The following is a 21,320-nucleotide window of genomic DNA, read 5'->3' as shown; positions in this document are numbered from 1 at the left end:
CGTGTGACGCGCATGCCCTCGTTCCGGTTGGCAAAATAATGCCTTATGGGGAGGAGCGGCGTTGATCGTCGGTTTTGACGGTAGATAAACCTTTATGGCGAGTCAGGTTTTTATGGCGAGTCAGGCGTTCCGGCCGCGCCCAGCGATGTGGGCGGGCACCGGAATGCCGGGGGCGAGCGCCGGGTCGGGGTCGGGAGCGCCCCAGCCCACGGTCAGCGGCAGCACGCCCGCCCACACAGGCAGCGCGTAGTCTTCCTCGTCGTCCTTGGGCGGCCCCTGCCGCACCTTGACCGATGCCTCCGCGAGGGAGAGGGCCAGCACGGCGGTGGCGGCCAGTTCCTTCTTGTCCGGCCGCCGCACGGCGTCCCACTGGCCGGGGGCCAGTTGCTCGGTGATCGCCCGCAGCGCGGCCACCCGCTCCTCCGCGTCCTCGACGGTCCGCAGGGTGCCGTAGACCATCGCCGAACGGTAGTTGACGGAGTGGTGCATGGCCGAGCGCGCGAGCACGATGCCATCGAGGTGCGTCACGGTCACGCAGACCTCGCCGGCCGCTCGTAGCGACGTCGCCCCGGTCGAGCCATGCAGGTAGAGCGTGTCGCCGATCCGCCCGTACGCCGTGGGGACCACCATCGGGTACCCGTCGAGCACGACCCCGAGGTGGCAGATCAGCCCGGCGTCCAGGACGGCGTGGAGGTCGGAGCGGCTGGTGCGGCTCCGCTCCTTTGAGCGGGTCAGGGTGGTGCGAGGCGTCGTGGAGAGCATGCCACTAACGTAGATAGCAAGTGGACTGGTGGTGTACGTCCACTGATATCCATTTTCAGGAGACCACTTGCGCGGCCATGTCGACCTCCCTCTCTCCCTCGACCGCGGAGCGCCCGTCCCGCTCGCCGTGCAGCTCGGAGATCAGTTACGGGACGGTATGCGGGCCGGCACGCTGAAGTCGGGGGAGCGCCTGCCGTCCAGCAGGGGGCTCGCGCACGTGCTGGGGGTCAGCCGTACGGTCGTGACCGAGGCCTTCCAGCAGCTCTACGCCGAGGGATGGCTGGAGGGACGGCACGGCTCCGGCACCTTCGTCGCCGACTTCTCCCGCTTCGCGAGCGCTCCCCGGCGGACGGGCCGGCGCGCCACGGAACCGGCGGCCGAGCCGGAGGCGCCCGGACAGAGGACGATCGACCTGCGCCCGGGGCGGCCGTGGGTGCTCGGCCACGACGACGCGGCCTGGCGGCGTGCCTGGCGCCTGGCGGCCGGCCGGCCTCCCTCCGACGTCAGCGATCCCTACGGGCATCCCCGCCTGCGGGAACTGCTGGCCGACCACCTCCGCAGGGCACGGGCCGTGCCGGTGGGACCGGAGAACGTGATGGTCACGCGAGGGACGGGCAACGGGCTCGACCTGATCGCCGCCACCCTCTTCGAGCCGGGAGACGGGGCGGGGGTGGAGGAGCCGGGATACCGCTCAGCCCGGGAGATCTTCGCGGCCCGTGGAGGCCGCATCGTGCCGTGCCGGGTGGACGAGCAGGGCGTCGTCCTGCAGGCCCTGCCCGATGACCTGCGGGTCCTCTACACCACCCCGGCGCACCAGTACCCGCTCGGAGGCAGGCTGCCGATACCCCGCAGGGAACGGCTGCTCGCCTGGGCGCGCCGCACCGGGGCCACGGTGGTGGAGGACGACTACGACGCGGAGTTCCGCTATGACGTGGCGCCGCTCCCCGCCCTGTACGGCCTGGACCCCGAGCGCGTCGTGCTGCTCGGCACGCTGTCGAAGTCGCTCTCGCCCGACCTGGGCATCGGCTGGCTGGTGGCCACTCCCGGCCTGCTCGCCGACATCGCCCGCACGCGCAAGAGGCTCGCCGACCGGACCTCGGGGCCGGTCCAGGAGGCGATCTCGGTGCTGCTCGAACGCGGTGACCTCGACCGCCACCTGCGGCGCATGCGGCTGGAGTACGCTCGCCGCCGCGCCGCCATCGTGGAGATCCTCGGTTCGCACGTGAGCGGCGACTCGGCCGGCCTGCACGTCTTCCTGCGGCTGCCGAAGCAGGACGTCCTTCCCCTGGTCGAGGCCGCGGCGGAGCGCGGGGTGCTTCTCCGCACGACCGAACGCCATCATCACGGCCCGGTACGCCACCACGGGCTGGTCCTGGGGTACGGCTCGGCCTCCCTGGCCGACGTCAGGAAGGCCTGCGCCGTCATCGCCGGCCTCGTCGGGATCGGGTGAGCGGCCGGGCGGCGCCTCAGACGCGGTGGATCGCCCGAGGCGGCCGGTGAGCGGTCAGGCGGCCCGGTGGAGGAGATGGTCGCCGGGCGGCGGGGGGGCCGGAAGCAACGACTCGACGACCGGCAGCGCCCGATGGGCGTACAGCGGATCGACGGGAAGCACGTGCCGGGCCCACCAGCGGGCGAGCTCGCGGTCCGGCGACGATTCCACGAACGGCGCGGCGTAGTCGTCGTACGGCGGATCGTAGAGATAGCCCGTGGGGACGCCGCGACGCTCCAGGGCGGCGATGGCTTCGTCCCGATCGGAGACCAGCAGGGGCACGCGGAACAGCGGCTGGTCGACGTGTTTCAGCACCCCACCCGCCACGGTCGGCAGCTCCGCCAGCCTGGCGACGCCCGCGAGCCTCGCGGAACGTTCCTTGGGAAGACGTGACAGACGCCGCCCTTGGTACCACCGCGCCACGCCACTCCGCGAGCGACGGTAGTCATGCAGGTCGGCGCGGACCCAGGCGTCCAGCGCCTGCAGGCCGGGCGCCCGCGAGAGCGCGGTGCGAAGCTCGTCCGGCCGGAGGGCGATGCGGTATCCGTCGCGGGGCTCCAGGAGACCCAGAGCGCGGGCGACGCGAAGCGCGGGACGGGCCATGTCGAGCTTCAGGGCGAGGTGGCGCGAGACGGAGGTGGCGATGCCGGCCAGGTCCTTGCGGAGGGCGCCGGGCTGGAGCAGCAGGTCGCGCTCGCGCTCCAGCTCACGCCGGTCGGCGACGCTGTCGACCACCAGGACGCCGCCGGATCCGGCTCCGGCGTGCTTGGACAGACTGAACACCCCCGCGACGCCGAACGTGCCCACGGGCCGGCCGTCGACCGAGGTCTCGGCGGCGTGGGCGGCGTCCTCGATCACCACCATGCCCGCCATGCGGAGCACGTCGTCCGGCAGGCCGTACAGGTTCGTGGTGAGCACCGCGTCGAAGGCGCCGAGCAGGACGCGTGCCATCTCGATGTTGCCGTCGAGGACGGAGATCGGAGCCATCACCGGGATGAGCCCGGCGGCCAGGACCAGGAAAACGATCTCGTCGGCCGAGATGGGCGACATGAGAAGCCGTTGTCCAGGCGTGCACCAGCGCCGGAGGGCGAGGTAGAGGCCAAGCCTGTTGGACGGCAGGCAGACGCTTTCACGGCCGGTACGGGCCGCGAGGAGTTTCTCGGGGCTCACTGTTCTACTTTCTGCCGCCTGTACATGCCACCGCTAGGCGGCTAAAGCAGAAAGGTAGCGCATGGGACGCGTGTGATTACGACGCTATGGAGGTACGAATCTTGCCATAGGTCTTGAGCGCCAGGTCGGCGGTCTCTCTGAGCATGGAATTGCCGAGGACCGTTCCACGGGCCTTCCGGATGGGCACGCGGACTAGCCAGTGAACTCCGGCCCCCGCGGTCGGCCGCGCGATGCGGCCCTCGGTGACCCACAGCTGCCCGGTTTTCAGCTTGTCCTTGTACTCCTTCTCGCCGCGTCCCATGTCGATCAGGCGGATGCCGGTCGCGGCGGCCGCTTCTGCCATCGCGAGGTGGTGGATCAGGCCGGGGGAGTACTTGGCGAAGGCCGGGTCGTAGGCGGGGAACCAGCCGGCGAGCGTGGTCTTGGTGCGCAGCCCGAAATGCCCCGCGACCGGCCGGCCGTCGACGTAGATCATGTCCAGGGAGCCGCCGAAGTGCTCTGTGTCGACCTGGAGCAGGTTCTCCACCAGGCGCGTGATCCACGGCCGCGAGAACCTGTCGGCACGGCCGGTGCGACGGTACTGGTCGGTCTTCCAGTCGGTGAGGATGCGCAGCACGGCCTCGTCGTGGACCCCGAAGTCGTGACGGAGCTCGCCGAAGTCGCGTTGCAGCTTGCGCGACTTGTAGGCCGTGGACTTGTAGGTCTTGCCGGACACCTGCTTCAACGACTCGACGTAGACCTCGTACCCGTCGGACAGGTCGATGACCGGCGAGGGGTGGCGGGTGTGCTTGACGGGGACGAACGGCTGGCCGGCCAGCAGGTGGTCGAACTCGAAGACCGCGAGCCCGCAGGCCTTCATCAGCTCCAGCGGGTCGAACTCGATGTCCTTGACGTGCACCATGCCCTGGGCGTCCGTCAGCCCCGCCGCGACCGGCATGCCGATGCCGAGCTGGTGACGCTCGAAGGGGAAGAACCCCACGATGTCGACCCCGTCGGACAGGATCGCCACGCGAACCTGCTCCCTCACGCGGCCGGTCTCTATCGTGAACTCGGGAGAGAGGAACGGGCTGTCCAACGCGGGATCACCGCTCTGGAGCGCCCGCCACCGGGCCGTCTCGGAGGGACCGAGCTCCCGAGGATGGACGACGGAGATGCGCATGAGCTCCTACTGGGGGCGATGTGCGGCGAGAGCTAGGCCCACGCCTTTCACCCAGCTTGGTGCCTGACGTGTAATAGTACGATAAAGATCAGATCACAGTGCTGTTATTGACAACCGATCGCTCGCCTGTACATCCCCTGTCCATCTCCTCACGGGGACGTGGCACGGCCAGAGAGCCCTCCTGGCCTCCCACGATGCGGTGCACGTCGATGGGGCCCGGGTCCCCCTCCACGGAGCCCGGCACCTGTGAGTTGCCGAAGTGCCCGCCTCTCGCCCACAGCCGGCGGCTGGTCTGGACCGCCACCGAGCCGGGATAGGCGAGCGGAGGGCCGGCCGGCCACCGCCGGGGCACGCCCCACGAGTCCAGCCATCCCAGGATGTCGTCGAGACCGTCCAGCTTGCTCTCGGTGAAGGGTTCCTCCACCGAGCCCAGCACGCGGATCTGGACGCATACGCGACCGTGCCGGTTGAGGTCCCCAGGCAGGCCGCTCGCGGCCCGTGTGGGGGAAAGGGACTGGATGATCTGCCCGGTGATGGGATTCCACACCAGATGGGCGGGACGCTTGATCTGTACGAGCCGCTGGGCCACGGATCTGGCCGACACCCGTTGAGGGTCGGTCGGCCAGATGAACCAGACCACCCGGGGAATGCCTCCGCGCATGTGGCCGGAGTCCTCGAGAGCGGGAATTCGACTGGCGACGGGCAGCCATGCCTGGGCCACTGTGCCCCCTCAAATCCTCGGTCGCCGGGTTTATACCCCTTTCAATACGCAGTTGACACCTTGTGATCTTTGATAATTCGTGGCAACCGCATGGGCGGACTTGGTGTGGAAGACGAGTTTGGGGCAGTCTGCTGGTGGGCGGCCGGCCCTGGGGGCGGGAGAACGGCCAGCTTACGACCCATGGCGGACCGTAGAACTCTTCAAGGGCTCTGCAAGCGTTAACGGATACGGTGACGGAGTGTTGGATAACAGTGGTCGGCACGTCAGACGTCGCTACATTCCCCGTGGGCCGGTCGCCCTGGGCGCCGGTCTGCTCGCCCTTGTCCTGGTGGTCGGGCTTCTGGCCATCGCCGCCCAGCGGGGCAGCCGGCGCGCCGACGGCGTCGCGGCCACGATCCTCGCCACCCCGGAGCCGCCTCCCACGCTGGAGGAGCCCCCCGTCGTCGACAGCTGGCCGCGCTGGGGCGTCACCCACACGCAGTACAGCGCCGACAACGAGGACCCGGCGGTCCTCACTCGCGTGAGCGACCTGTTCACCAGGGTTCCCCTTCTTCAGAACCAGCACATCATGGGCTGGGGCGCGGGCAACCCCGAGCCCGCGCCGGGCAAGTACGACTTCCGCGACCTCGACCGCCGGGTCAAGCTGATGGCCGCCACCAAGGCCCAGCCCGTGCTGACCCTCTGCTGCGCTCCCGACTGGATGAAGGGCGGCACCGAGGGCCGCACGAACTGGAGCAAGATCGAGCTGGCGCCCCAGCGCGACCACTTCGACGATTTCGCCAAGCTCGCCGCCACGGTCGCCAAGCGCTATCCCACGGTGACCCACTTCATGGTCTGGAACGAGTTCAAGGGCTTCTGGGACGACGCGCACAACGACTGGGACGTCGAGGCCTACACCGACCTCTACAACCGCGTCTACGAGGCGGTGAAGGCCGCCAACCCCAAGGCCCAGATCGGCGGACCGTACATCCCGGTCGACAGCCACATCTACTCGGCCAACTCCTCGAACGTGAAGGGCCCGTGGGGCGCGGTCGACCAGCGGAACCTCGCCAGCATCGAGTACTGGCTCAAGTACAAGAAGGGCGCGGACTTCATCGTCGTCGACGCCTCCTCCTCCACCAACGACCGCGGCCTGGTGCCCGACGAGTTCACGGCCGTCAAGAAGTTCTCCGCCGTCACCACCTGGTTGCGGCAGAAGAGCGGCGACCTGCCCGTCTGGTGGGCCGAGTGGTACGTCGCGCCCGACAACATCGACTGGGACGAGCAGCACCGTATGGCGGTGCAGACCGCGGCGATGATCGAGTTCGCGAGGAGCGGCGCCGCGACGGCGCTGTACTGGAACCCACAGCGCAAGGCAGGGGACGACTGCCCCGGCTGCCTCTGGTCGCCCGACGTGGGTGACGAGATGCCCATGGCGGGCCTGCTCAGCGGCTTCGCCCGGTGGTTCCCCGCGGGCGCGGAGCTCGTCACCGTCGCCGTCTCCGATCCGCGGGTGCAGGTGCTCGCCGTCGAGAACCAGATGATCATGGTGAACACGACCGGCGGCCCGCTCACCGTCAGCGTCGACGGCAGGACGTTCCAGCTCAACGCGTACGACGTCAAGTGGAGCGACCGCGGCCAGTGACCGCGTACGAGGTCAAGTGGGGTGACGGCGACCGCGACCGGTGAGGTCGCGGTCGTCCCGTCTGCTCACGCCGAGGTCAGGGTCAGGAACCGTTCGACGATGACCGCCATCGCGGCCAGGGTCATGATGATGCCGAGGACGGCCAGCTTCCTGCGTCCGCGCGGAGCGCGCTCCGTCCCGCGCAGCCTCGACAGTTCCGCCGCGAACAGGGTGAACACGGCCAGGGCGAGAGCGACCAGGCCGAGCGGTGTCCAGGGCGTCGAACGGTCCCCCACCATGCTGACCGGCACCGGCGGCGGGATCTCCGCTCCCCTGGGGTACGAGCGCAACGTGTAGATGGCGGCGTCCGCGTTGGAGTAGATCCGCTTGAGGTTCACCGAGGACTCCAGCGATCCGCGGAAGCGTTCGCCCCACCCCTCGGGGAACCCGTGGTTGAGCTCCAGGTACGCCGCCTGGCCACGGCTGGTGATCAGGAAGGTGTTGGGCGCCTTGTTGCGCAACGCGGTGAGCACGCCGCTGATGTCGGCGGGATCCTTGGTGACGAGCGCCTGGTCGTACTCCACGCGGTCGATGTCGCGCTCACGCCACGGGATCGTGGGCGTGACCTCCTCGCCGATGACGGGCACCAGGTAGAGCACCCGGGCGCTCGGCTTGTCGTGGGCGTAGACGTAGTGCATGGCCGCGGCCTCGCCGGTGGTGACCCGCTCGAACTTCTCGTTGCCGTAGCGCGCCACCAGGAACGCCACCGACAGCGCCAGCGCGGTCACCGCCGCGAGGACCGCCGAGATCCGCCGCGTGGTCACCGGGTTGAACCGCAGGCCACGGGGACGGTTCCTGATGGGCACGGTCTCGCCCTCGCGCGCGTCGGTCGTGTGCGCGGGAAGGTTGGGGAAGAAGGCGTACGCGCCGAGGATGCAGGCGGCGGGCAGGGCGAACATGTAGACCCGCAGGCCGATCTCGCCGCCGTAGCTCTGCAGGCCGAGCGCCAGCACGGGCACGCACAGCAGGACCGCGGCGGTACGGTCGCCCACGCCGCGGCGCAGCCGGCGTAGCAGGCCGACGGCGGCGAACATCAGGATGACGCCGCAGATACCGAGCCGGACCTTGAGCACGATGGCGTGCTGCGGGTCGGTGCCGACCAGCCGGTCACCGGTGTTCTCCTGCAGGTTGGCGAAGATCTTGCCGATGCCGCCGAACAGCTCGTCGATCCGGCCGCTCCAGAACGGCGTCGCCTGGTAGTTGATCCAGGCGATCACGATCAGCCCGAACACGATCGGCAGCCCGAGGGAAAGGGTGGTGCGCCTGAGAATGATCAGGCCCGTCAGCGCGCCGAGCATCATGAACGGCGTGATCTGGTGAGTTGCCGTGGTGGCGATGAACAGCCCCATGAGCAGCGTCAGCAGCACCACCCGGTCGGTCACGGTCGTCGGCCTCGCGGGCAGCTCGCCCGGCGACAGCCGGTCGAGCCGGGCCAGCAGGCGCCGGAGGCGGCCCTTCTCCGGCAGGGGCGCGGTCCTCGGCTCCGCACGGCCGAACCAGCGCATCATGATCGCGATGAAGACCAGGTAGAGCGCGTAGGTGAAGCCCTGGGGCGAGAAGTAGTCCTGCCCGATCCACTGGACCAGGATGAACAGCAGCGCGGCGAACCACCGCGCCCGGGTGGTCGCCACGAGCTGGCGAAGGATCAGCACGAACGGCAGCAGGTAGAGCAGGTTCGACACGAACGGCGTCCACGTCAGGACGACGGCGGGATCGTCGATCCCCGCGGCGCGCAGGACGAACCCGAACAGCGCGAAGAAGCCCGGCCAGGCGAAGCGGGCGTCCAGGCCCGGTAGCGCCTCACCGGCACGGCCGATGTACTCGGCGAAGCCCGCGTGCACCCATGCGGTGTGGAAGCGCGGCTCCGTCTCGATGAGCGCCGCCGCGCCGTGCAGGGTGAAGGTGACCGCCGCGAGCTGGAGCAGCAGCAGGCCCTTGCGGTCGGTGTTCTGCGTCAGCGTCACGAAGAAGGACACGATGATCAGGCCGATCGCGGCGAGGGCCGTTATCGGCAGCGCCGAGATCAGCCCGAGCCCGTCGATCCTGTTCAGGTCGACGCCCCGCATGGTCCCGAGTGGCACGCGCAGCGCCAGCACGTACATGGCCAGGCCCTCGAGCGTCAGCAGCGGAGGCAGCCACGAGGCCGCGCTCGCCGCCATACGGGTCCACCGCGACGGCGCGGCGTCCGGGACACCCGCCCTGGCCGGGGCGGGGACAGGGAGGGGCTGGGGAACGGCGGGCGTCGTGCCGAACGACTCGGACGCAGGCTCCAGCAGCGGCCCGCGCCCGGCTCCCGGCTTCGGCTCGGGTGCCGGCCGCGGCGCGGGCTCCGGTCCGGGTTTCGGTTCGGGTGCCGGCCGCGGCGCAGGCTCCGGTCTCGGTTTCGGCTCGGGTGCCGGCCGCGGCGCGGGCTCCGGTCCCGGCTTGGGCGCGGGTCGGGGTACCGGCTTGGGTACCGGCTGCGGTTCTGCTTCCGGCTCGGGGGCAGCCTTGGGCCTCGGTTCGGTGTCCAGCCTGGATTCGGGCTCGGGCTCGGGTTCGGGCTTGGGCTTGGACTTGGGCTTGGACTTGGGCTCGAGCTTGGACTTGGGCTCGAGCTTGGGCTGTGTGGACTTGCGTGGCTCGTCGAGCTTGAGGGGTTCGTCAGGACCAGGGGACGGCTGCACGGCCGGGGCGACGGCCGCAGAGGGCCGTAGCAGGGGTAGCTGGATCACCTGGGTGACGTCGTCCTCCGAGGGCTCCTCGGACGGGCTCGCCGCCTCCGCGCCGTGCGCGGCCGCCACGACCTCCTCACGAACGACGGTCTCGTCGTCCTCGTCCTCGTCCTCGTCCTCGTCGTGATCGTCGTCCTCGTCGTCCTCGACGTGATCGTCTCGGTCGTCTCGATCGACGTCCTCGGGGGGCGTCTCGCCGGGCGTGGCCGGGGAGCCCGCCGGGGCGGTGGAGCCCACGACCGTGAGCTCCTCGTCCTCGGAGCCTGATCGCGGAACGGAGGGGATCGGTAAGGACACCGGACGGGTCATCTCGGAGGTGGTGTCGGCGTCCACATCCATGTCGTCGTCGGCGACCTTCGCCGCCGTCTCCTCTTTCACCTCATTGCCCGTCCGTTGACTCACGTAGACCATGATGCGGCCTCAGGCGCCTCCCGCGCGCTTGCCGACTGCGGCGTTTCTCCACGATCAAGGATCTTCCGGAGCCCGTTGAAGATCAGCAACGCGACCAGGACCTCGCTGAACAGCAGCCCGTACCCGACCGAGGTGATGCCCGCGACCGGCAGCAGGATCACCGACGAGGAGAGCACCAGCACGGCCAGGCCGATCTGCACGAGGGCCAGCTTGCGTGCCTGGCTCCGGGCGCGCAGGCCGCTCAGATAGATCTCGATGAGCACGCGGGGGAGGACGGCCAGGGCCATGAGCCGGAGCAGCGGCGTGCCGTGCTCGGAGAACCCCGGCCCGAAGACCGAGAGGATCAGCGGAGCCGCGACGAACGTGACCGCCGAGACCGGAACGATGATCAGATAGGACCGGCGTAACGCCTGGCGGCAGTTGGCGGCCAGCTTCGACCCGTCGGTGGACCCTTCCACAGTGAGGGAGACGGCCATGTTGATGGCCAGCAACTCGATCATCGCGCCGAGGGTCTGGGCCATGGCGAAGTAGCCGAACATCTCCCCGCTGACCCGCGAGGCGACGAACACCGGAAGGAAGTAGACGATGGCCAGGATGGAGAACGCGCCGGGATAGTCGCCGGCCAGGAAACGGCCGATCTCCCGCAGCTTCGGCGGCCGGGCGCCCGCGGGCGCCCGGCGGGCGTGACGGGGTACGAGCACGCCGAAGATGAAGAAGTTGATCGGGATCAGCGCGATGGCCGTGGGCACGATCCAGGAGACGTAGATGCCGTCGTCGGGCAGCGCTCCGGCCACCGCGACCAGCAACCCCATCTTCACCAGGCCGAAGCACAGGCTGTTGACGGGCACCCAGACGGCCTTGCGCATCCCCGCGAGCGCGACGTCCTGGAGGGTGAAGACCGACCAGATCGCCACGGACGCGAGGAAGAACAGCCCGGGGCCGGTACCGGCCAGCGTGGCGTAGTTCTCGCCCCAGAAGGGCAGCGTCAGCAGGAACCCGACCGCGGCCACGACGGCCGTCAGCGTGGCGACGAGGTAGCCGCGCGCGATCAGCCCGCCGGTCCGCCGCCCCGCGATGGGGATGAACCTGGCCAGTGCGCCGGTCAGGCCGAGCGCGATGAGCCCGGCGAACAACCGCATCGCGGTGATGAGCGCCTGGCTGCGGCCGAAGTCCTCCGGGGAGTAGAGCCGGGCGGCGAGCAGCCAGTAGCCCATGCCGAGGACCGCGGTGATGCCGGTGTTGGCCATCAGAGCGTAGCCGTTGAGGAACAGCGGGTTGCGAAGGTCGCGCTGGAGCCGCCGCCATAGAACGGCGAACCTCCCGGCGCCCCTGCCGGAATCCGGTTGCTTCGGCCTGTCTCCGGCCACTGTCGTGCTCATGGTCGCGTCACCCCCCTGATCGACGCGCGGCGTTGCCCCCGCGGTTACGTCACTCACGCCCGACCGCGTGGCGCAGGCCGTACCGCGTGCGGCGCACCATCGCGTAACCCTTGGTCAGCGCGTGTTCCTTGAGATAGATCATCGGCACGCCGCGTCCCTCGACCGCCCGCCGGAAGCGGCTCATGGTCGTGGACCGGCCCACGGTGAGCCGGGGGAGCGCCAGCACGTCGTCGGAGTCGCCGGCGAGCGTGTTGGCCACGGCGCAGGCCGCCCAGTAGCCGGCCTTGCGCACCTCCCTGCGCACGCGGGCGCTGGAGTAGCCGTATGGGTAGGCCATCGTGGCCACCGGCCGCCCTACCTTGTCCTCCAAAAGAGCCTTGTTGCGGCGCAACTCCTGGCGCAGGGCCGCCTCGGGCAACTGGTCGAGCTGGGGGTGGCTGTGGCTGTGCCCGGCGATCTCGATGCCGCAGGACGCGGCCTCACGCGCCTGGCTCCAGGAGAGCATGCGGTCGAGCGGCCTGCCCGCGGCGTCACCGCCGGCGTCGCTCACCCACCCACTGGTCAGGAAGACCGTCGCCGGGAAGCCGTTCTGCTCCAGGATGGGCAGGGCCTCGCTGTGGAAGTCGGCGTACCCGTCGTCGAAGGTGACGACCACGGGCCGCTCGGGGGCCGGGGCGCCGCCCGTGCCATAGAGAGAGGCCACCAGGTCGCCCAGCGTGAGCGGGGTGAACCCGCAGTCCTTGAGGTAGGTCATCTGGGACTCGAACACCGAGGGGCGTACCGCCAGTGGCCGAGTCGCGCTGTTCGGGCGGTCGGTCACGGAGTGGTACATCAGGATCGGCACGCGCATGGTGTCACCGTTCGTGGTCGATGGTTCGTCCCGCCCGGTTCCCGCGCATGCGCAGCCGGGCGGAGCCCACGGCGTACCCCCACGTCGTCCAGGCCAGGCCGGCGACGATGGCTCCGGCCCTGGCCAGCCCGGTGAGGTCACCCCGCAGAGCGTCCCCCACGCCGCGAAGCGCGCCGACGGGCAGCGTCTTCATGGCGTGGGCGCGCTCGCTGGACAGCCCGTCACCGGCGCCGACGCTCTGCGCGACCAGCGCCTTGGACAGGCCTTCCGCGTAGCACCGGGAGCGGAAATAGCGGAACGTGGCCCGCGATGCGGGCACGCGATGGCCGATGATCGCCCGTGGCTCGAACATCATGATCGAGCCCGGCCTGCGCTGCGAGAGCCTGATGCAGAACTCGGTCTCCTCGCAGCCCAGCGGGCGGCTCTTACGGCCCTGGACGCTTCGGCCGATGCCGGAGTGGAACCCTCCGACCTCGCCGACGACCTCCCTGCGGAAGGCCGCGTTGCCCCCCATCACATTGCGGATCTGTTTTCTCTCGGCAGGCAGGCCGCGATAGGTGCACCCGATGGTCCAGTCGAACTCTTCGGGGAACCATCGCGGCCGGTGACCGGTGTCCCACAGTGGTCTGGTCAACCCGCCAACCCCCACGACGGTCGGGGTACCACCGGGAGCCACGGCCATGGCGTCCTCGAACGCCGCAAGCCACTCGGCGTCCGCTACCGCGTCGTCGTCCAGGAACGCCACGACGTCACCGGTGGCGGTGGCCACCCCGGTGTTCTTGCCGCCGGACAGTCCCCGGTCGTGGGAGTTCTCCACGACGATCGCGTCGGCGTACTCCCGCTTGAGCCTGAGGTGCAGCTCGGGGTTGTAGTCGACGACGAGGATCAGTTCGTACGGCTGACGCCTCTGGCTGCGCACCGATTGCACGGCGGCCCTGATGTCGTCCCACCGGTCTTCGGTGTAGACGCAGATGACGACGGAGATGTTCATTTCGGTTATGCCGCGCCCTGGTCGGCCGCCGGCTGCGCGGTCGGTGCGAGGGCGACCTCGACCGGAGGGCGCCGCCACTCGCGCATGATGGTCTTGAGCACGCGCCAGCCGTCCCGCACGACGCGCAGGTTGCTCTCGCCGTGGATGCGGCAGCGCTCGTGGCTCGGCACCTCGTGGACGCGCAAGCCCGCCCTGGCCGCGCGGATGTTGAGCACGGTCTCCACCTCGAACCCTTCGCAGTCGAGGTCGAGGACGTCGAGATGGCGTGCCCAGAAGGCGTTGTAGCCGTAGCACAGGTCGGTGTACTGCGTGCCGTAGATCAAGTTGACCAGGCCGCGCAGGACGCTGTTGCCGAGGCGGCGGCTGACCGTGAGGTCGTCGCTGCCACCGCCGCTGGCGTACCGGGAGCCCTTGACGAAGTCGGCTCCGGTGACCAGCGCGCCGACGAAGTGGATGATCTCTCTGCCGTCGGTCGAGCCGTCGGCGTCGATCATCACGATGATGTCGCCCGTGCATTCGGCGAAGCCGGTGCGCAAGGCGTCTCCCTTGCCCTTCCCCCGTTGCTGGATGACGCGGAGGTTCGGGCGCAGGCGGCGGGCGACCGCCACGGTGTCATCCGTGGAGTTGCCGTCGACGAGGACGATCTCGTGGATCCAGTGGGGCAGCGTGGCGAAAACGTGCGGAAGGTTCTCCGCCTCGTTCATGGCCGGTACGACCACGCTGACGGTCGGGGATATGGCGAGGTGCGGGGTGAGGGGTGTGAAACGGTCCACTGTCGGCAGTGGCCTCAGGCTGTGAAGCTGAGGTTTCCCGTTGTGCTTGGTGATCTCGGGACTCATTTTGAGGGATGTCCTTCCGGGCGGTCTGACATCGGCGGCGACTGCCAACAGGACCGGCGCGACTGGACGGAGAGGGGTTTCTCCGTCCCGGTCAGAGCAGTAGAGGGGGTGGGCTGTCTCGGGAGAAATCAGCGCACCCCCGAGGGTTCCTTTTCAACGGTTTCGGGCTGGAGGGTGGTGCGGACCCGTCCGAAGCCCTTCAGCAGCCGGTCGGCCAGCCGATAGAGCGATGGTCGGTCCACCACGATGTTGCGGGCCTTGTTCACAGGCGCCCGTCCCATCCAGTGGACGGCGGCCGTCGCCGACGGGCGGGAGACCCGTCCCTCGGAGACGTGGATGACGCCGTTCTTCAGCCAGCCCTTGTACTCCCGGCCCCCCTTGCCCATGTCGACCTGGCCCAGACCGTGAGACGCGGCCTGCTCCGCCATGCGCAAGTGGTGCATTATCCCGGGGGAGTACCGGGCGAACTCGGGGTCGTAGGCGGGGAACCACCCGACCAACGTGTTGTGGGTGCGCAGGCCGAAGTGCCCCGCGACCGGGGTGTCCCCGGCGTAGAGCATCGTCAGCACACCGCCGAACGACGGCGACTCGCAGGCGTGCATCTCGTCGATGAGCTTGACGATCCACGGCTGGGCGAACCGGTCGACCCGCCCGGTGCGGCGGTACTGGTCGGACTTCCAGGCCGTCAACGTACGCATCGACTCGGGGTCGGAGGCACACCACTCCAGGCGAATCTCACCGTGGTCGCGGGCGAGCTTGCGCTCCTTGTACCGAACCGTCTTGAAGTTCTTCGGGGAGTTGGCGCGGATGTGGTCGATGTAGGCGTCGAAGCCGCCGGTGAGGTCCATCAACGGCACCGGGCGCACCGCCGACTCGTGGGGCGTCCAGGTGGGCTGGCCCGCGACCATGTGGTCGAAGTCGAAGACCGACAGGCCGCACGCCCGCAGGAGGGCGCGGGCGGAAAGCTCGAGACCCGGGACCGAGATCAGGCCGTGGCAGGTGGTCAGCCAGCTTCCGAGGGGCTTGCCGATGCCGAAGGCGTGCCGCTCGAACGGGAGGAATCCGGCCACCTTGCCGTCGTCCTCGATGACCGCGACACGGACATACGAGCGGAGCCGGCTCAGCGCCAGCGCGAACTCGACTGAGAGAAACGGGTTGTCCAGTGATGGATCGGCATGCTGTAGTTCACGCCAGCGGGCAAGCTCCGGTGCTCCGAGCTCGCCAGGCCGAACGACCGTGACATTCACCTTGACCCGGCCCCCTGTTCGGTGTGCACACTGCCGTTCCCCCGGTACAGAGACCGAAGCACCCACATGAATCCACCGAGCACCGCGATGGTCGCCACTCCCGCGCGAGGGGACCAGGCGTCGAACAAAAGCATGGCCTCGGCTAAAAGAACGTTTATAACGAGACTCGCGGCGGCGCCCACCGTTAGTGCCGCGAGAGGGTCACGATCACGCAACAGTCCGACGACCGAGGCTCCCGGCACCACCAGAAGGAACAGCGGCGTCAGAATCAGGCGTGCCGGAGTATGGATATCGGCAAGCGCGATCACCGCTCCCGCGGCGCACGCGATCGCCAGCACCCATGTGAGCACTGTCCTGTTCGTACGCATCTCTCCTGGCTCCGCTGGTCAAGGCCGCCCATAGGCATGGTTGATCGCTGCTCTCATAGGACCAACCACGCTATGCGATCGTCAATGCCGACGCCCTAACCCGGTCAATGGTTTACCTGGCTGAGGGCAAGAATCGTTGTGTAGTCAATCACGTTACCTACGCCAACGACTGATGCCCCCGAGACGATTGGGACTCCAGGGACCGGGGGTCTTCAAAAGGTACCCCCGGATTGCCCAAGATGTGCAGTCGAGTGAGGAATCAGGTGGGACCGCCACTCGATTCCTCGCTCGGCGTCGCCGAAGCGGTCGGTTCCGACGTCGGTTGCCGGTCCGGTGGAGGGTCGGATGCCGGAGGCGGGTCCTGACCGTCCCATGTCACCGGGCAGGAAGCGGTCCCAGCAGCGGAACGCAAGGTCACGGTGCCCTCTCCGGCCTCTTCCGGCTCGGAGACCACCACCGAGATCCTCGTCTTGACGCCGGACTTGAGCACGCCCTGCCCCGGCGTCACGACCAGACCGCCCGTCGCGCTCGCCGTCCAGGCGATGGTCGCGTTCCGGGCCGAGATAAGGATCACACTTGCGTCCTCGTCGCCGAGCGCGCCCGGGCACGAGACGACGAGCTTGGCCGCGGGGGTGGGGGCGGGCCGCGTCGGAGTGCGGGTGGCGGCCGGCGTGCGGGGCTTGGCGGAGGTGGCGCCCGGAGCCCCCGGAGCGGCAGGGGACGGGGACCTTCTCGCCGTCGCGGCGGCGGTCGGCGAGGCGGGCGGTTCAGAGGAGGGGGGCGCGTCGGTGGGCTGCGGGCCGTAGCTGATCTGCAGCTCACCGGGCGTATGGCTGGGGAAGCGCAGGGTCTGTGTCGCCCCGTCGGGGGTGGACGCGTCCTGCCCGGTCGCCACCACCATGGCTCCGGTGGCCACCAGCACGCAGGCGATGGTGGCGAAGACGGGGGTCGTCTTGCGCGAGGCCTTGCGGGCGCCCTTGGCGCCGCGCCGCCCCGCCCCGCCACGTCCGGTCCTCGGCGCGTGCTCGCCGATCTCCGCGTACCCGAGAGCCTCTCCGTATCCGGATCCGGCCGCGTGAACGGCGGTCTCATCATGCCCGGCCGCAGAGGTCTCCCCGTATCCGGCCCTGCTCCCACGGCCGGGGGTGTCCCCGTGCCCGGCCCTGGTCCCACGGCCGGGGGTGTCCCTGTGCCCGGCTCTGCTCCCACGGCCGGGGGTGTCCCCGTGCCCGGCCCTGGTTCCGTGGTGGGGGGTTTCCGCGTGCTCGGCTCTGATCCCGTGCCGGGGGGTCTCCCCGTGCGGCGCCCCGGTCCCGTGCTGAGGGGTCGGCGCCAGGTCCACCGGGGTACGGCGGTCGTCCCTGGCGCCGCGGCGCTCGCTCCTGGCGCGGCGCTCCGGGCCCGCCGGCGGGAAGCCGTTCTTGTCGAACCCCTCGGCCATCGCCATGGCGGCGGTCCGTCTCGCGTCTTGCTCCGGCAGGGCGCAGGTCTCGGCGACCCTGCGGCGCAGCGACAAGGGAGGGAAGGCCACCGGGACGCTGTCGAGCAGGCGCTCGGACGACACCCGGCGGTGGCGCCCTTCCGTGCACTCCTTGCACCCGATGATGTGCCGGGTCAGGCGCCGCCGGAGCTGTTGCGGGAGCGGGCCCTCGATGGAGTCGAGCAGTGCGGACAGATCAGGACAGTGCGCACGGCCGGTCCTGGCGAGGATCACCGCCGCGGCGGCGTTCTCCAGGTGGTCGCGGGCGCGGGTGAGCCGGCTCCCGGTCTGCCGCGAGTTCAGGCCCAGCACGGCCCCGGTCTCGGAGGTGCTCAGCTCGTGCCGCAGGGCGAGAAGGAGGACCTCCCGTTCCTTGACCCCGAGCTCGGCGAGAGCCTCTCTGACGGTCGCCGCGAGCTCGGGATCCTCCTCGTGCACCCCCAGGTACTGCTCCAGCTCTGTGCCGTTGGCCGGTGTCCGGCCCCGGCGGGTGGCGCACTGGAACCGCGTCAGCGCGTACAGCCACGCGCGGAAGCGCGCCGGTTCGCGCAACGCGCCCACGCGGCCGTGGGCGGTGACGATGGCGTCGTGCACGGAGTCCGCGGCGGTGTCGGTGTCGTGGAGCAGTGAGTAGGCGTAGTCGTTCAGTCTGTCGGCATAGCTGTCGTAGAGGCTGTCCGCCGCGCGGCCGTCCGCTCGGCGCAGAGCCTCCACCAGTCGTTGATCGTCGGCACGGCCGACGCTCGGCCATCCGGGCACGAATTTTCCTCCCCGCAGGACGGGTACCTGGCTTCCGGTCGCGCATGTTCGCGAGAATTTCCCCTGCCCGCGCCAGGCCCCACACGCGTAGGACGCCCGTTCCCCTGACCGGGTTCACCCCAGATTGTTTGATAATTATCTGGTATGACCTGGGAAAATAGGGTCTGGTGTGACTTGTGAAACTGCTGTTTCGGGGAGGCAGGGGTGGGGTCAAGATCGGTGACGCGTAGGGGTGTCCTCGGTGACAGATCGCGATCTTCCGTCGCCCGTGGGCCCCGCACACCCGCCGGCGGCGGAAAGAAAAAGCGCCCGATCCCGGGCCCGTGAGGGGCCGGGATCGGGCGCCTGGACGCGGCGCGCGCTTACTGCGATTGCGTGCCATTGCAGTTCGGCGCGCAGAGGCGGCGGGAGATGCCCTCCAGGAAGACCTTGCGGATCTCCAGGGCGTTGTTCGGGAAGAACGCCTGACCCTGCGTGGCCTTGGCGATCGCCAGCATCTGCCGCCGTCCGGCGGCGTCGTTGGCCCCGAGGGCGATGATGATGACGCTGACCGGCTGCGTCTCGTCGAACTCGTCGCGAAGCTTCTTGAGGATCTCGGAGTTGGAGATGCCGCCGTCGGGGTCGTCGTTGCCGACGCCGTCGGTGAAGATCAGGATCGTATTGATCTTGTCGGCCTCGTACTCGGCCTTCATCTTGTCGTAGGCGGCGGCGAGCGTGTCGTTGAGACCGGTGTCCCCGGTGCGCTTCGCCTTGATCTGGGCGAGGTGCGCGCTGATGACGTCCCTGCGGGTCACGCCGTTGATCTTCGCGCCGATGGGCCCGATGGACACGTCCTGGCGGTAGTCGACGCCCTTGCCGTTCAGGTTGGTCGAGAAGATCCAGGTGCCGATCTTGTTCTTGTCCGGGAAGAGCTTCAGGCCCTCGATCGCCGTCTGAGCGATCAGCCGCATACGGTCCCCCGGAGCGCCGACGGCGGGCAGCGCCATGGTGCCCGAGATGTCGACCAGGGCCAGCAGACGCCCGCCGAGCTTGAGCCGGGACCACGCCTGCGACATCTTGGTGACCGAGGCCGCGTCCGGGATCTTGATGGTCCGCGGCGTCGCGGGGTTGAGCCCGTTCGCCTGGCTGATGGCGCTGCCGCCCTTGCCGTCCGGCGTCCGGAAGCCGAACTCGCGGATGGTCTTCTTGGCCTCCGCGCCGGTCAGCGCGGTGGCGAAGCTCTTGGCGGCGTCGCGAGTGGCCTGGTCCTTGGCGGTCACGATGACCGGATAGTCGAGGCTGATCGTGCCCTCGGCCGGGTAGAGCGCCACGACCTCGCCCGGCTTGCTCTTGGAGTTGAACGCCCAGATGCCCTGCTCGGAGGCGATGCCGATCGGGACGCGCGACGACTGCTTGGCCATGGTGGCGAACATGTTCGCCGGGCTGTTCACCGCGTTCTCCGAAAGCTGCCTGAGCACGCCCACAAGCTGCTCGTCGCCGGCGCCGGTCGCCTTGAGGATGCCCGCCCCGGCGAGCAGGGCGCTCAGCCCGGCCGCGTTGAGCGTGGGATCCAGCGGCAGGACGCGGATCTTGCGCCCGAGACCGTCAGGCGTGGCGGCGTTGGCGGCGGACATCAGGCCGCTCCAACTCGGCTCGCCGAAGGCGCTCTGCAGCTTCTCGATCACCGGTTTGGGCGCGGCCAGGACCACGGGGGAACGGGCGATCGACCCGACGGGCGCGGAGATGCCCGAGCCCTTGGGCGTGGAGCGCAGTTTGGCCACCCACAGGCTCGAGTCCGGCACCCACAGGTCGGCGTCGAACTTGCCCGCGGTGGCGCCCGACCCGGCGATGGAGTTCGTGACACCGGCCGAATCGCTCGCCTCGACGTTGATCGCTAAGCACTTGCCGTTCACAGGCTTGGCGTTCTTGGTGAAGCCGGTCGCGATCTTGTTGATGGCCGGCTGGATGTCGGGCGAGGTGATGACGCGCATCGTCAGCTTGTCGTCACCACAGGCCGCGTCGCGGCTCATGATCACGTATGCGGCGACGCCTAACAGTACGGCGAGTGCGACGGCACCGGCGAGGGGCACCAGCACCTTGCCCCGGCCCGCGCGACGGCGGCCCGACGGCTCCTGATAAGGGTTGTAGCCGCCCTCAAGCTCGTCTGTGCGGTGGCGTCCGCCCACGGTGTCCTCATAAGGTATTGATCTTTTCCGAACATGGCTCACTTTGCAGCGACCATATAGGGAGATCCCGGGTAATGCTTACGGAACCATATCGGCAAGCGTTATTCGGGTAAAACCCGATCTTTTCGTGCATCGATGCCGGGGCTTTGGATAACTTCTGCCCTAGCCGCATTGACGCGATACATCTTGAGCGGTGACCCGTCGCGATGTATCGTGACCCTACAGATCACGATATTTCCTGCTTCGGTGGGGCGGGAACGGCGTACGCGGCTCACAGGGGGTTGGCGGCTCGTGTCGATGGCCATAGAGGCCCGCCAAGCGATGGCGGACGGTCCCGCGCCTGGTCGGGCGTTCGCCGGGCGGCGGCCTGACCTGCTGCTCATCGAGCTGGCCGGCTCGGGCTGCCCCGAGGAGATCCGGCGGGCCCTCAGGGAATCGGACTGCGTGCGCGAGGTGGTCGTCGCCGGGCGGGTGTGCCGTGCGCTGGCCGACCCCGGCACCGCTCCCCGGGTGGCCGTCGCGCTGCGCGCTCAGGGGCTTGAGCTGGCCGTGGTCATGCTTCAGTGGCGGCAGGAATGGCCGCGCCACGCGTTACGGCCCTCGCGTACGGCGACGGCCGCCAGCACGAGCGCGACCGCGGGATCGAGCCACCACCAGCCCAGCGAGGTCGCCGTCAGCCCCGCGAGCACCCCTCCGGCCACCAGGGCGCAGAGCAGGTTCTGGGTGCCCTCTCCCGTCGTGGCAACCGAGCCCAGGCGGGCGCCGAGCCTGCGCTTGGCGAGCCCGAGCAGCGGCATGCTGACCAGGCTGATCGTGGTGACGACGATGCCCAGCACCGTGGGCGCCGACCGCTGACCCGCCTGCAGGTCGTAGGCGACGTGGAGCACCAGGTAGGGCGCGAGCACCCAGAAGCTGATCGCCACGGCCTTGCGCGCGCGGTGCTCGGCCGTCGGCGAGTGGAGCCGTCCCCCGGTGAAGCGCCAGATGACGATCACGCTGGCCAGCGCCTCCACCAGGGACGCCCAGCCCCACCCGATCAGCGCCACCGAATGGGCCGCGAAGCCCGCGGCCAGCCCGAGGAAGCTCTCGGCGCCCAGCCACACCAGGGTGGCGAGCGACAGCCTCCTGGCGAGGCGCGCATCACGCATCCAGG

General features: G+C 69.5%; 16 protein-coding genes. 2 read left to right on the top strand and 14 right to left on the bottom strand.

Going from position 1 to position 21,320, the window contains the following annotated elements; all coding sequences use genetic code 11:
- Positions 1-120 precede the first annotated feature (120 nt).
- Positions 121-762: a pyridoxamine 5'-phosphate oxidase family protein gene (locus tag ABD810_RS26970; RefSeq protein WP_344946238.1), complete on the bottom strand. Its 642-nt coding sequence runs from the start codon at positions 760-762 to the stop codon at positions 121-123.
- Positions 763-829: 67 nt separating this feature from the next.
- Here ABD810_RS26970 and pdxR point away from each other — a divergent pair, with 67 nt between their 5' ends.
- Positions 830-2,212: a MocR-like pyridoxine biosynthesis transcription factor PdxR gene (gene pdxR / locus ABD810_RS26965; protein WP_344946235.1), complete on the top strand. Its 1,383-nt coding sequence runs from the start codon at positions 830-832 to the stop codon at positions 2,210-2,212.
- Positions 2,213-2,266: 54 nt separating this feature from the next.
- Here the strand turns inward: pdxR and ABD810_RS26960 are convergent, their stop codons facing one another.
- From ABD810_RS26960 to ABD810_RS26950, 3 genes are all read right to left on the bottom strand, one after another.
- Positions 2,267-3,421 carry a DegT/DnrJ/EryC1/StrS family aminotransferase gene (locus ABD810_RS26960; RefSeq protein WP_344946232.1) on the bottom strand — a complete coding sequence of 385 codons (1,155 nt, stop codon included), beginning with the start codon at positions 3,419-3,421 and terminating at the stop codon, positions 2,267-2,269.
- 76 nt (positions 3,422-3,497) lie between these two features.
- Positions 3,498-4,580 carry a GNAT family N-acetyltransferase gene (locus ABD810_RS26955; RefSeq protein WP_344946229.1) on the bottom strand — a complete coding sequence of 361 codons (1,083 nt, stop codon included), beginning with the start codon at positions 4,578-4,580 and terminating at the stop codon, positions 3,498-3,500.
- An 88-nt stretch (positions 4,581-4,668) separates the two neighbouring features.
- Positions 4,669-5,301: a hypothetical protein gene (locus tag ABD810_RS26950; protein WP_344946226.1), complete on the bottom strand. Its 633-nt coding sequence runs from the start codon at positions 5,299-5,301 to the stop codon at positions 4,669-4,671.
- A 238-nt stretch (positions 5,302-5,539) separates the two neighbouring features.
- Here ABD810_RS26950 and ABD810_RS26945 point away from each other — a divergent pair, with 238 nt between their 5' ends.
- The gene (locus ABD810_RS26945) at positions 5,540-6,925 is read left to right on the top strand and encodes a GH39 family glycosyl hydrolase (RefSeq protein ID WP_344946224.1); all 1,386 of its coding nucleotides are present in this window, start codon (positions 5,540-5,542) and stop codon (positions 6,923-6,925) included.
- Positions 6,926-6,990: 65 nt separating this feature from the next.
- Here ABD810_RS26945 and ABD810_RS26940 read toward each other — a convergent pair whose 3' ends face one another.
- From ABD810_RS26940 to ABD810_RS26895, 10 genes are all read right to left on the bottom strand, one after another.
- Positions 6,991-10,056: a hypothetical protein gene (locus ABD810_RS26940; RefSeq protein WP_344946222.1), complete on the bottom strand. Its 3,066-nt coding sequence runs from the start codon at positions 10,054-10,056 to the stop codon at positions 6,991-6,993.
- 20 nt (positions 10,057-10,076) lie between these two features.
- Positions 10,077-11,468: a lipopolysaccharide biosynthesis protein gene (locus tag ABD810_RS26935; RefSeq protein WP_344946220.1), complete on the bottom strand. Its 1,392-nt coding sequence runs from the start codon at positions 11,466-11,468 to the stop codon at positions 10,077-10,079.
- A 49-nt stretch (positions 11,469-11,517) separates the two neighbouring features.
- Positions 11,518-12,318, bottom strand: a complete 801-nt coding sequence (locus ABD810_RS26930; protein WP_344946218.1) for a polysaccharide deacetylase family protein — start codon at positions 12,316-12,318, stop codon at positions 11,518-11,520.
- Between the two features lie 4 nt (positions 12,319-12,322).
- Positions 12,323-13,309 carry a glycosyltransferase family 2 protein gene (locus ABD810_RS26925; RefSeq protein WP_344946215.1) on the bottom strand — a complete coding sequence of 329 codons (987 nt, stop codon included), beginning with the start codon at positions 13,307-13,309 and terminating at the stop codon, positions 12,323-12,325.
- A gap of 5 nt (positions 13,310-13,314) precedes the next feature.
- Positions 13,315-14,148 (bottom strand): glycosyltransferase family 2 protein, encoded by an 834-nt coding sequence (locus tag ABD810_RS26920; RefSeq protein ID WP_344946212.1) that lies wholly within the window; start codon positions 14,146-14,148, stop codon positions 13,315-13,317.
- A 128-nt stretch (positions 14,149-14,276) separates the two neighbouring features.
- A complete protein-coding gene (locus ABD810_RS26915; protein ID WP_344946210.1) occupies positions 14,277-15,395 on the bottom strand; it encodes a GNAT family N-acetyltransferase in 1,119 nt (372 codons plus the stop codon).
- Positions 15,392-15,763: a hypothetical protein gene (locus ABD810_RS26910; protein ID WP_344946208.1), complete on the bottom strand. Its 372-nt coding sequence runs from the start codon at positions 15,761-15,763 to the stop codon at positions 15,392-15,394. Before ABD810_RS26910 ends, ABD810_RS26915 begins: the two co-directional genes overlap by 4 nt.
- Positions 15,764-16,022: 259 nt before the next feature.
- Positions 16,023-18,002 (bottom strand): RNA polymerase sigma factor, encoded by a 1,980-nt coding sequence (locus ABD810_RS26905; RefSeq protein ID WP_344946205.1) that lies wholly within the window; start codon positions 18,000-18,002, stop codon positions 16,023-16,025.
- Positions 18,003-18,364: 362 nt separating this feature from the next.
- Positions 18,365-20,167: a substrate-binding and VWA domain-containing protein gene (locus ABD810_RS26900; protein WP_344946202.1), complete on the bottom strand. Its 1,803-nt coding sequence runs from the start codon at positions 20,165-20,167 to the stop codon at positions 18,365-18,367.
- Between the two features lie 560 nt (positions 20,168-20,727).
- Positions 20,728-21,315, bottom strand: coding sequence for a cation diffusion facilitator family transporter (locus tag ABD810_RS26895; protein WP_344946200.1), 588 nt, complete (start codon positions 21,313-21,315; stop codon positions 20,728-20,730).
- Between the last annotated feature and the right edge of the window lie 5 nt (positions 21,316-21,320).

Source organism: Sphaerisporangium flaviroseum (assembly GCF_039537005.1).
GTDB classification, from domain to species: domain Bacteria; phylum Actinomycetota; class Actinomycetes; order Streptosporangiales; family Streptosporangiaceae; genus Sphaerisporangium; species Sphaerisporangium flaviroseum.
Note: the sequence above shows the minus strand (reverse complement) of the source record. Positions and strands in the feature narration are given on the sequence as shown.